The organism is Acidovorax sp. GW823-FHT01C06 (assembly GCF_058798375.1).
On record NZ_JBXAKN010000006.1, the window covers coordinates 52,379 to 63,805 of the forward strand.

General features: G+C 68.1%; 11 protein-coding genes. 3 read left to right on the forward strand and 8 right to left on the reverse strand.

Translation table 11 applies throughout. From position 1 onward, the window contains the following. Nucleotides 1–40: 40 nt before the first annotated feature. Genes AC1RCS_RS13965 through cysC form a run of 6 tightly spaced genes read right to left on the reverse strand, consistent with a single transcriptional unit; the run spans nucleotide 41 to nucleotide 3,901 of the window. Nucleotides 41–577 carry a phage tail protein gene (locus tag AC1RCS_RS13965; RefSeq protein WP_492245149.1) on the reverse strand — a complete coding sequence of 179 codons (537 nt, stop codon included), beginning with the start codon at nucleotides 575–577 and terminating at the stop codon, nucleotides 41–43. A gap of 16 nt (nucleotides 578–593) precedes the next feature. Beyond that, nucleotides 594–1,121: a phage tail protein gene (locus AC1RCS_RS13970; protein ID WP_492245150.1), complete on the reverse strand. Its 528-nt coding sequence runs from the start codon at nucleotides 1,119–1,121 to the stop codon at nucleotides 594–596. Between the two features lie 18 nt (nucleotides 1,122–1,139). Beyond that, a complete protein-coding gene (locus tag AC1RCS_RS13975) occupies nucleotides 1,140–1,658 on the reverse strand; it encodes a phage tail protein (RefSeq protein WP_492245151.1) in 519 nt (172 codons plus the stop codon). 5 nt (nucleotides 1,659–1,663) lie between these two features. After that, nucleotides 1,664–2,227 (reverse strand): GNAT family N-acetyltransferase, encoded by a 564-nt coding sequence (locus AC1RCS_RS13980; protein ID WP_492245152.1) that lies wholly within the window; start codon nucleotides 2,225–2,227, stop codon nucleotides 1,664–1,666. Beyond that, complete coding sequence (locus tag AC1RCS_RS13985; RefSeq protein WP_492245268.1) at nucleotides 2,217–3,218, reverse strand: aspartyl/asparaginyl beta-hydroxylase domain-containing protein; 1,002 nt, start codon at nucleotides 3,216–3,218, stop codon at nucleotides 2,217–2,219. Before AC1RCS_RS13985 ends, AC1RCS_RS13980 begins: the two co-directional genes overlap by 11 nt. 2 nt (nucleotides 3,219–3,220) lie before the next feature. Beyond that, the gene (gene cysC, locus AC1RCS_RS13990; RefSeq protein WP_492245153.1) at nucleotides 3,221–3,901 is read right to left on the reverse strand and encodes an adenylyl-sulfate kinase; all 681 of its coding nucleotides are present in this window, start codon (nucleotides 3,899–3,901) and stop codon (nucleotides 3,221–3,223) included. 347 nt (nucleotides 3,902–4,248) lie between these two features. On the opposite strand from cysC, the gene uvrA reads away from it, so the two are divergent. Further along, a complete protein-coding gene (gene uvrA, locus AC1RCS_RS13995; RefSeq protein WP_492245269.1) occupies nucleotides 4,249–7,329 on the forward strand; it encodes an excinuclease ABC subunit UvrA in 3,081 nt (1,026 codons plus the stop codon). Nucleotides 7,330–7,396: 67 nt separating this feature from the next. Here uvrA and AC1RCS_RS14000 read toward each other — a convergent pair whose 3' ends face one another. Further along, nucleotides 7,397–8,368 (reverse strand): alpha/beta hydrolase, encoded by a 972-nt coding sequence (locus AC1RCS_RS14000; protein ID WP_492245154.1) that lies wholly within the window; start codon nucleotides 8,366–8,368, stop codon nucleotides 7,397–7,399. A 53-nt stretch (nucleotides 8,369–8,421) separates the two neighbouring features. After that, nucleotides 8,422–9,018, reverse strand: a complete 597-nt coding sequence (locus tag AC1RCS_RS14005) for a hypothetical protein (RefSeq protein ID WP_492245155.1) — start codon at nucleotides 9,016–9,018, stop codon at nucleotides 8,422–8,424. Between the two features lie 216 nt (nucleotides 9,019–9,234). Here AC1RCS_RS14005 and ompR point away from each other — a divergent pair, with 216 nt between their 5' ends. Together ompR and AC1RCS_RS14015 are read left to right on the forward strand one after the other, a co-directional pair. Continuing rightward, nucleotides 9,235–9,990: an osmolarity response regulator transcription factor OmpR gene (gene ompR, locus AC1RCS_RS14010; protein ID WP_492245156.1), complete on the forward strand. Its 756-nt coding sequence runs from the start codon at nucleotides 9,235–9,237 to the stop codon at nucleotides 9,988–9,990. Next, entirely contained in the window at nucleotides 9,987–11,390 is a 1,404-nt protein-coding gene (locus AC1RCS_RS14015; RefSeq protein ID WP_492245157.1) for an ATP-binding protein, read from the forward strand. The genes ompR and AC1RCS_RS14015 overlap by 4 nt, the downstream gene beginning before the upstream one ends. Nucleotides 11,391–11,427 lie beyond the last annotated feature (37 nt).

Sequence of the window (11,427 nt, forward strand, 5' to 3'; positions counted from 1 at the left end):
ATGACCGGCTGGTGATCACCTGGGCGCTGCAGGGGCTGTTTCAGTTACGGGCCGGAAATATGCCTCTTAACGCGATGCAGTAGTTCAACACTTGGAAAGGCTGTCTATTCTCATGCGGCATGGTTCCACCACTAGGCCCCAAGGTGGCGGGCGCCATGGGAGCCGAAGGCGTGGCCCCGGTCTGCATGTATTGAACAACACCGCTGCCTCCGCGTACATCGCGACTCAGGTAGCTGCCGCTTCCAGGCGCAAGTTCGGTGCCGGCATTGTTCATCCCGGTGATCTGGTGGGTGTGCGCGGGCATTTCGGTCGGCAAGAGCGTCACGTTGTCCGATCCGTTCGCCTGGCCCAGATCCCAGGCGCTGAGTCCCGGCCCCTGGCCGGGGGCTACCACCACGTGGCCCTGCAGATCGGGCAGGCCGAAGGTGGTCTGGCCATTCCCCCCATACACCGTTCCCAGGATGGAAAACAGGGCCGTGTTGCTCGATATGGCCAGCAGCTGGCCATTGCAAAGGGCCCAGTCCTTGGGGGCGAAGTTGAAGGGAAATGCCCTGATTTCTCCGATGAACTGTTCCATGTGATCCTCCGGGGGGTCAGTTGCGGCTAGGGAAAACGCCTTCGAAGGCAATGATGTAGTTCAGCGCCATGCTGGGCATGATGTTGCTGTGGGGCAGGCTGCCACCTGCCGGCAACACCGTGTTTGCCGCCATGGTTTGTGGCTGAGGGGCGGTGCCTGGAGCCGGGCCGTACAGCTTGTCCAACCCGGTTTGTGCGAACAGCATGCTGCCAGGCTGGGCGCTGGTCGCTGCTGCGGCGGTGGCATTGAGCGCATGATTGTGCGGCGGCAACTGCGCGGGCAGCAAGGTAACGTTTTCGCTGCCGTAGGCCTGCGACAAAACGCGAGCGCTCAAGCCCGGTCCCGTGCCCTGGCCCACGGGTACACGGCCCCGCAGATCAGGCAGCGCGAACGTGGTCTGTCCATCGCCCCCGTAGGCGGTGCCGATCAGCATGAACAGTGTTTCATAGTTGCTGATGCTGAGGACGGCTCCGTTGCACAACATCCAGCCTCGGGGCGCAAAAGTGCCTGCAAAAAGGCGGATATCTCCGATGTAGCTTTCCATAAGCGGCCTCCCCTTCCGTCAGTTGCGAGACGGGAAAATACCCGTCACGGCGATGCAATAGTTCAGCACCAGCGAAGGCTGGCAGTTCTCATGCGGCTGGCCCCCGCCCTGGGTGCTGACCGAAGCCGGCACCAAGGCCTGCGAGGGGTTTGCGGCATCTGCATACAGGTTCACGGGATTGCCCCCCACCACCGCAGCCGCTACAGAGGCACCTGCAAATCCTGTGGTATTGCCATTGCCTGTACTGGCCACCACGGCGTGGGTGTGGGCAGGCATTTGATTCGATGACAGTGTCACCGTCTCCTGCCCCGCCTTGGCCCCCAGCGGCAGGCCAGGCCCGGCATGCAGGATCGCACGCCCGCGCAGGTCAGGCAGCTGGAAGGTGGTAACGCCATCTCCTCCATAAGTGGTGCCCAGCAAGGAAAACAGAGCCTGGTTGCTGTTGATGGACAGCAGTTGCCCCTGGCACGGCAGCCAGTTCTTGGGCGGCCACTCATAGGGCAGCAGGCGAATCTCTCCGAGGTAAGGTTCTGACATGGGTTTCAACCTTTCGTTAGGGTGAAGATGGACGGGGTTGTCGGCACCAGCACATCCTGTTTCCCGCCGCACGGAGCGGGATGCCATGCCATGCGCCATTGAACCGGGTGTGTTTCAACGATTTCGAACCCCAGCGCGAGGTACAGGCGCAGGGCCCCCTGGTTCACAGGATCCACAGACAGGGTGACCGCCTCGCGAGGGGCATTGCGGGCTTGGTCCTGCACCTGACGGACCAATGCACTGCCATAGCCGCGGCCCTGCACGGGCGGCGCCATGGCGATGTCCACGATGTGCAGGGTGGTGCCATCGTCGTTGACCACCATCTGCCCCACGGGCTCTTGGGCAACCAGCGCAATGAGCGTGCGGGCCTGGGGAAAACGGCGGCTGTAGTCCATCTGCCGGAAAGCGTATTGCTGGTCAATCAGGGCATCCAGGGCGGGGCGCGGCAAATCCAGTGCGTGAAACTGTGTGGAGTTCGCCACGAAGAGCGCATGCAGAAACGAAGCGTCCCCAGGCCCGCTAGGGCGGGTCTGCAGATTGCAAGACGAGGGTGTTGTGTCAGCAGGCATTCACCGCCCTTTGCCTTGCGGTGCCCTGTACCGCCGACGAGATCAGTGGCTGGTGCAACGAGGACAGCCACCGCCGGATGGCATCGCACACCAGCGCCACTGCGGAACCGCACCAGGAAAGATGAAAAATGAAGCCTGGGGGATGCACCCTGGACTCCCGTCCCCTGCCGGCGGCCCCCGTGGCGGGGAGGTCTTCACGGTTGAGCGCATCGAGGGCCCGCGGGATTCTGGCATCACTCCCTTTGGGCAGGCACCAAAGGGTTTGCAGCGTGACCAACAGATCCGACACCGAATGCGCTTGGCGGCACGGTGCCATCTGTTGGGGTGAGCGGACAGGTGCGTGGCAGGCGTCCCACAGGTCAAGCATGGCATGCCCCTCGTGGATGCGCCGTGCCAGCCATGGCGTGGCAACGCAGTCCATGACCAAATGGGTGCGGTCTTCGCGGCTGTGGTTGACGACCGCATGCTCTTCATCGGCATTGAAGTACCACACCTCGCCCGCGCGCATGGGCATTTCACGGCCTGCCACGATGAAGCGCACGCCAGGGTTCGTCCACACAGGAAGGTGCAGGCGCGCTTCGCCGCATTGCAGGTGCAGGCCTTTGTCCCGGTGCGGCCTGATGCTCGCGCCGGCATGCAGCCGCATCAGCCGCACGGACTTGAGCGGACACTGCAGTTGTTCCAGCAGCCGCCTTATGGCGGGGCATTGCGCCAGTACCGGCAGGTCGCACCAGCTTCCCGGCGCGGCGTGCAGGGCAAACCCTTGCAGGATCGGGTGCGCATCGGCATGCTGCTTCTGGCAGCGCAGGGGCATCACATCCCATCCGCCCTCGTAGTCGCCGCGGTTCACATGGGGCAGCCAGTCCCCGGCCATCAATGGCGATACCTCGCTTCGCAGCTGAGCAAGCGGTACGTGAATCGCCAGCTGCGAGAACACCAGTTCGCCATCCGCCCCCCCTGCGTGGGGCGAGCTCTCAAGGCGCAGCGGCATGTTCACGCTGCGGACACCAGGGTTTCCGGCCGGCATCGATCCTGCTGCCGCGCGCTGCGGGCTGCGGCAGCGGGTTGCTCGCCCGCTTTCAGGAGGTCCATCATCCTGGCCACGCAGGCCTCGACCGGCAGCCGGTCCGTGCGCAAAACCAGGTCCGGTGCAACAGGGGGTTCATAGGGCGAATCAATGCCCGTCAGCTGAGGCAAGGCGCCACTGCGCGCCTTCTTGTACAGGCCTTTGGTGTCTCGCTGCTCGGCCACCGCGAGCGGCACATCGACAAAGACCTCGAGGAAGTCCCCGGCAGCAAACAGCTCCCGCGCCGCCTGGCGCTCGGCCCGGAAGGGAGAAATGAAAGCAACCAGGACAACGATGCCCGCATCGACGAAAAGCCGCGCGACTTCGGCCACCCTGCGCATGTTCTCCACGCGGTCTGCGTTGGAGAACCCCAAGTCTCTGCAAAGGCCGCGCCGAACGTTGTCGCCATCGAGCACGTAAGTTTGCTGGCCTGCTCCGTGAAGCGCCACTTCCAGCGCATTGGCCAGCGTGGATTTGCCCGCACCGGACAAACCCGTGAACCAGACCACCCGCCCGCAGTGTCCGGTCAACTGCTCCCGGTGGGCTCGGACGATGGTATATGCCTGCGGTATCACTCCGTCCTGGCCTTTGGAATCTGGTGGTGGCATGTGAAGCTGGGGCAACAATGAACGCCGTCGGCGGCGTGCGCATGGCCTGCCGAATATCTGCGAATCCCGCCAAGCGCACAAGAAGAAAATTCCAGGCGCGGTTTTTCGGTGCCATGGTGGGGTGTTTTCTGCTGGAAATATCGAGGCGGTACGGTGAGGATGCCGGGAGACCAGGTTTTGAAGCTGCTTGGTTCCGTTTGTGGCAGCGCAAACCGCCGGTCGGCGCACTTTCTCGGGCCGGCCTTCCCCAGGCACGTCACCGTGCGGGGTGCGATGGCACACCGGGGTGCCGGGGCCAACGATGCGTTGCTTCAGGAACTGGGCATAAATGAAGGCCGTGACCTATGATGGTCGGTTTTCCCGCTCCAAGCCGTTCCGTGACCGACACATCCGCACCGCCGCCGCAATCACTCGATGACGGCGCCTATCTCGCCCATGCCCTGCGCGAGCAGCGCATCAGCATCCGCGGCGCGCGCACGCACAACCTCAAGAACATCGACCTGGACATCCCGCGCAACCAGCTCGTGGTGATCACGGGGCTGTCGGGCTCGGGCAAGTCCAGCCTGGCCTTCGACACGCTCTATGCCGAAGGCCAGCGCCGCTACGTGGAAAGCCTGTCAGCCTATGCGCGGCAGTTCCTCGGGCGGCTGGACAAGCCCGACGTGGACCTGATCGAGGGCCTGTCGCCCGCCATCAGCATCGAGCAGAAGGCCACCAGCCACAACCCGCGCTCCACCGTGGGCACGGTGACCGAGATCCACGACTACCTGCGCCTTCTGTACGCCCGCGCCGGCACCCCCTACTGCCCCGACCACGGCCTGCCGCTGGCCGCGCAGACCGTGAGCCAGATGGTGGACGCCGTGCTGGCGCTGCCCGAGGACACGCGCCTCATGCTGCTGGCCCCCGTGGCACGCGAGAAGAAGGGCGAGTTCACCGAGCTCTTCACGCAGATGCAGGCGCTGGGCTACATCCGCTTTCGCGTGGACGGCACCATCTACGAATACGAGAGCCTGCCCGCGCTCAAGAAGACCGAGAAGCACAGCATCGACGTGGTGATCGACCGCCTGAAGGTGCGCCCCGAGATGCAGCAGCGCCTGGCCGAGAGCATCGAGGCCGTGCTGCGCGTGGGTGGCAACGACGGCAACGGCCGCGTGCTCGCGCTGGAGATGGACACGGGCCGGGAGCACCTGTTCAGCAGCAAGTTCGCCTGCCCGGTGTGCAGCTACTCGCTGGCCGAGCTGGAGCCGCGCCTGTTCTCGTTCAACTCGCCCATGGGCGCCTGCCCGGCGTGCGACGGCATCGGCCAGCGCGAGGTGTTCGATGCGGCGCGCGTGGTGGCCTTCCCCGGCTTGAGCCTGGCCAGCGGCGCCATCAAGGGCTGGGACCGGCGCAACGGCTACTACTTCGCGATGCTGGAGAGCCTGGGGCGGCACTACGGTTTCGACGTGGAGGCGCCGTTCGAGTCGCTGCCCGCCGCCGTGCAGCATGCCGTGCTGCACGGCTCGGGCGAGGACGAGATCGCGTTCAGCTACATCCTCGACAGCGGCGCCAACAAGGGCAAGGTCTACACCAAGAAGCACCCGTTCGAAGGCATCCTGCCCAACATGGCGCGGCGCTACCGCGAGACCGATTCGGTCGTGGTGCGCGAGGACCTGGCCCGCTACCGCAGCAGCCAGCCCTGCCCCGAATGCCACGGCACCCGCCTGCGCCGCGAGGCGCGCCACGTGAAGGTGGGCGAGGGCGCGCAGGCCCGCGCGATCTTCGAGGTGAGCCACGCCACGCTCAGCGCCGCGCACGGCTGGTTCCAGGCGCTCACGCTCACGGGCGCCAAGGCCGAGATCGCCGACAAGGTGGTGCGCGAGATCACCACGCGGCTGCAGTTCCTCAACGACGTGGGCTTGAACTACCTGAGCCTGGACCGCAGCGCCGAGACGCTGTCGGGCGGCGAGGCGCAGCGCATCCGCCTCGCGTCGCAGATCGGCTCGGGCCTCACCGGCGTGATGTACGTGCTCGACGAGCCCAGCATCGGCCTGCACCAGCGCGACAACGACCGGCTCATCGCCACCTTGCAGCACCTGCGCGACATCGGCAACAGCGTGATCGTGGTCGAGCACGACGAGGACATGATGCGCGCGGCCGACCACGTGATCGACATGGGCCCGGGCGCCGGCGTGCACGGCGGCCGCGTGATGGCGCAGGGCACGTACGACGCGGTGCGCAGCCACCCTGAATCGCTGACCGGCAAGTACCTGTCGGGCACGTTGTCCATCGCCGTGCCGAAGCGGCGCACGCCCTGGCTGCCGGTGGTGGAGCAGGCGGCGCCGGTGGTGGAGGCCAAGGGCAAGTCGCGCTTTCCGCAGACCGAGGCCAGCAAGCGCCGCGCCGAGCGCATGGCCGAACACCACGCGCGCCAGGGCGCGGTGCAGGCGCTGCGCGTGGCGGGCGCCACGGGCAACAACCTCCAGAACGTGACCGTGGACTTCCCCGTGGGCCTGCTCACCTGCGTGACGGGCGTCTCGGGCTCGGGCAAGAGCACCCTGGTCAACGACACGCTGTACGCCGCCGTGGCGCGCCAGATCTACCGTGCCCACGAAGAGCCCGCCGCGCACGAAGAGATCGTGGGCATCGAGTACTTCGACAAGGTCATCAACGTCGACCAGAGCCCCATCGGCCGCACGCCGCGCAGCAACCCGGCCACCTACACCGGCCTGTTCACCCCCATCCGCGAGCTGATGGCCGAGGTGAACACCGCCAAGGAGCGGGGCTATGGCCCCGGGCGTTTCAGCTTCAACGTGGCCGGCGGCCGCTGCGAGGCCTGCCAGGGCGACGGCGTGGTGAAGGTGGAGATGCACTTCCTGCCCGACGTGTACGTGCCCTGCGACGTGTGCCACGGCCAGCGCTACAACCGCGAGACGCTGGAAGTTCTGTGGAAGGGCAAGAACATCGCGCAGATACTGGAACTCACCGTGGAGGACGCGCACGCGTTCTTCAAGGACGTGCCGGCCATCGCGCGCAAGCTGCAGACGCTGCTGGACGTGGGGCTCTCCTACATCCGCCTGGGCCAGGCGGCGACCACGCTCTCGGGCGGCGAGGCGCAGCGCGTGAAGCTGGCGCAGGAACTCTCCAAGCGCGACACCGGCCGCACGCTCTACATCCTGGACGAACCGACCACCGGCCTGCACTTCGCGGACATCGACCTCTTGCTCAAGGTGCTGCACCAGCTGCGCGACGCGGGCAACACCATCGTCATCATCGAGCACAACCTCGACGTCATCAAGACGGCCGACTGGCTCATCGACATGGGCCCCGAGGGCGGTGCGGGCGGCGGCACCGTGGTGGGGGTGGGCACGCCCGAGGACCTGGCGGCCAACCCGGCAAGCCATACGGGGCGGTACCTGGCGCCTTACCTGCGAACGAAATCTGAATGAAAATGGCTGCTAGCGCTTATCTATCAAGCGTTATAAGCTATTGATTTGGTAGCAAACTGCCGCTGCATCACTGCAGGCGGCGGGCCACTTCGGCGTCCAGCGATCCCATGAAGGTCTCCACGGCCCGGGTGTAGTCGCTGTCCAGGCCCAGTTGGGCGTTGATTTCGCCATGGTCCAGGTCCTGCGGCAGCACCTCGGCGCGGCCGCCCTGGTGGCGCACATGGCGGGCCATGGCATCGGATTGCCGGCAGGGGTCGTCCGCACGCTGGGCCGAGCACACCATCTGCATCGGCGGGGCGCCCGCCGTCCATTGGTGCAAGGGCGACATGGCCACCCAATATGCTGGGTCAGCGCCGAATGCGTCGTCATACAGCGGCAGGTGCGGGGCGCGCATGCGGGCGGGCACGTTCATCATGGCGCTGTCGAGTGACACCGTGCCCAGCCACGGCCAGGCGCCTTCGCGCAGTGCCTGCGGGGCGCGGGCATTGAGCAGGGCCACCAGGTGGGCCCCGGCCGAGTGGCCCATGAGGATGAAGCGGCTCGGGTCTCCGCCCCAGGTGCCCGCGCGCTGCTGCGCGGCCATGAGGGCGGCCTGCACATCGCGCTCCTGCACGGCCACGGGGGCATCGGGCAGCATGCGGTAGTTGATGGAGATGAGGATGAAGCCCTTGGGCACCCAGCGGTTCACCTTCTCCTGCACCACGCGGCCCATGGCCTTGTCGCCATGCCGCCAGCCGCCGCCGTGCACCATGAAGATGACCGGCGCGCGCACCGCGCTGGCCACCAGGCTGTTGGTTCCTGTGGTGGGGCTGGTGGGTACATACACGTCCATGCGCTGCGCCGGGTCGGCGCCGTAGGGCACATCGGCGATGCGCTGCACGCCGGCGGCCAGCGTGGCCGGTGCGGCGGCGGCCTGCTTCTGCGCGATGAGGGCGCGCAGGCGGCCGCCGTTCTGCGCGGTGGTCTGGGCCTGCACGCTGGCGGTGGCCAGCGTGAGGGCAGCCAGGGCGGTCATGGTCAGAAGATGGCGTGGGGACATGGCGAGGCTCCTGAGGTCAGAGGGTGGCAAGCGGTAGCTGGGTCCAGAGGGCGTCAAGGCCGCGTTGGACAAGCCAAGGCCGTGCCGCTCGCGTCGTGGCAGGTGGCGCTGCGGCTCCAGCCGTTGTCCTTGCTGTAGCTGCTTTGCGCCTGCACGCTGTTGCCGGTCGTCGCGTTGGTGGCGGTGGTGCTGCGGGCCTGCGTCACGGTGCCGTCGGCGTTGCGGCTCGCCCCGCCGCTGCTCTGCAGGCTGCCCTGGGCATTCTGGGCGGACACGGTGCCGCTGTGGCTGGCGCTGCCGTCTGCACTGCGGGTGGTGCTGCCCTGGCGCTCGGCCACTCCGCCCTGCGCACCCACGGCGGCGCCCCGGCCCGTCACGCTCGCGTTGCCCTGCCCATCGGTGGTGGCTGTGCGCCCGCGCAGCACCGCGCCATTCGGGCCGTTGCGGGCCACACCGGTGCGGGCGGTGGTGCTGCCATCGGCGTTGTGTTCCACGTTGCGGCGGGTGCGGGCCTGCGCTTCGGTGGGGGCGGCCAGCGCCAGCACGGCGCTCAGCCCCAGGGTGGTGAGGGTGGAGAACACCAACACACCCGCTGCCAGTGCGGGGCGTTGCAGCAGGTCGTTGTCAGCGGGGCGTGTCGGCAAAGGCATGGTGGTCAACTCCTTGGGGTTTGCCTGGGGGGGTGGCATGGCTGTACTGTGGGTCCCAGGTGTGAGCCATTGATGGCAGGAATCCGCCGATGTATGACAAACCATGACAAACGCCTGCGGCCCCGTCATCCCTTGTCATGGCTGGGGGTGCGTGGCCCGCGCCAGCGCCTACCATTGCCACCACGCCGCCTTCACCTGCCACGTTGCTCCCTGCCCATGACCGACACCCTGGCCAAGATCCTGGTCGCCGATGACGAGCCCGACCTGCGCGCCCTGCTGCAGCGCTACCTGAGCGACCAGGGCTACGCCGTGCGCACGGTGGAGGGCGCGGGCCCGCTCGACGTGCTGCTGCAGCGCGAGAGGTTTGATGTGCTGGTGCTGGACGTGATGATGCCGGGCGAAGACGGCCTGGCCATCTGCCGCCGCCTGCGTGCGCAGGGCGAGACCATTCCCATCCTGATGCTCACCGCGCGTGGCGACCCGGTGGACCGCATCGTGGGCCTGGAAATGGGGGCGGACGACTACCTGCCCAAGCCCTTCAACCCGCGCGAGCTGCTGGCCCGCATCCAGGCCATGGTGCGCCGCCAGCGCATGCTGGGCGCGCACACCGGGCCCCAGGGAACGCACGGGCGCCTGACGTTCGGCGACTTCGTGTTGCTGCCGACTGAACGGCGGCTGGAGCGGGCGGGCGCGAGGGCCGGCGAGGACGTGCCCCTCACCACCGGTGAATTCGCCCTGCTGCTGGCCCTGGCCCAGAACCCTCAGCGCCCGCTGGGCCGCGACCGGCTCATGGCCCTGGCCTATGGCCCCGACCACACGGCCACCGACCGCAGCATTGACGTGCAGATCATGCGGCTGCGCAAACTCATCGAGGCCGACCCGGCCCAGCCGCGCCACATCCGCACCGTGTGGGGCGTGGGCTATGTGTTCGTGCCCGATGGCGCCGCGCCCGCCGGAGGGCGGCAGCCATGACGGCACCCGCAACCCCCGCCCGCCGCCACGGGGAGCTCTGGCCGCGCAGCCTGCTCGGGCGCAACCTGCTGCTGATGGCCGTGCTCATCGTGCTGGGCCAGCTGGTGGCGGCGGTGCTGGTGCGGCAGATGATCTTCCAGCCCCGCGTGGCGCAGGTGGCCGATGGCGTGGCGCGCAATGTGGCCGCGCTGCGGGCGGGGCTGCAGGCGCTGCCCCCGGCGCAGCGTGGGGCGTTTGTGGAGGCGTTCAACCGGCAGGCCGCGTTGGCCACGCCGCCCGTTGCGCCGGAAAGCGCAGCGCGGCGCGCGCTGCTGTCGCCGTTGGAGCGGCAGTTTGTGCAGGCGGTGGCCCGCCGCCTGGGTGTGGGTGATGCGCCTGCGCAGAGCCCGCAGCCCCTGTGGCGCCGCGACAGCACCGGCGTGCTGGCCCTGCGCATGGTGCACGAGGGCGCTGACTACTGGCTCAACCTGCCCAGCGTGTTCCCCACGCGCGAGTTCACCGGGGCCTGGCTGGTGGCCACGCTGGCCAGCATGCTGCTGGCGCTGCTGGGCGCGTGGTGGCTGCAGCGCCACATCCACCAGCCGCTGGCCCAGGTGGTGGCGGCGGCGCGGCAGCTCGCGCGGGGCCAGACACCCGCGGTGCTGCCCGAGGCCGGGCCCGAAGAAATCGCCACCGTGGGCCGCAGCTTCAACCAGATGGCACAGAGCCTGGCCGCCGCCGGCCACGAGCGCGCGCTGATGCTGGCCGGTGTGTCGCACGACCTGCGCACGCCGCTGACCAAGCTGCGCCTGGGCGTGGAGATCGCCGGGGCACAGGTGGATGCGCCGCTGACGGCCAGCATGGCGCGCAGCATCGACGAGATGGATGCGATCGTGGGCCAGTTCCTGGACTTTGCGCGGGTGGGCGCTGACGCGGGCGAGGCCGAGGCGCCCGCCACCGCATCGCTCAACGACCTGGCCCAGACCGTGGCCGAAGCGCAGGCCGACCACGGCCGTGTGCTGGCGCTGGAACTGGGCGGCCTGCCCAACCTGCCCGTGCGCCCGCAGGCGCTGCGCCGTGCGCTGGACAACCTCGTGGAAAACGCCTGGCGCCACGGCGCCGCCCCGGTGGTGCTGCGCACGGGCGGCAGCGCGCAGCAGGCGTGGATCGAGGTGGCCGACCACGGCACCGGCATGGACGCCAAAGAGCTGGACCACATGCGCCAGCCTTTCGCGCGGGGCGGCGGCGCGGCGCGCGCGGGTGTTCCCGGGGCCGGGCTGGGCCTGGCGATTGCCGAGCGCGTGGCGCGCGCCCATGGGGGAGCGCTGGAGCTGCACAGCGCACCCGGCCAGGGCCTGCGCGCGCGGCTGGTGCTGCCGCTGGCGGGGCCGGCCGCTGCGGCTCAGCCCCCAGGGGAATAGGGGCGCAGAATCTGAATGAAATTGGCCGCCAGCGATG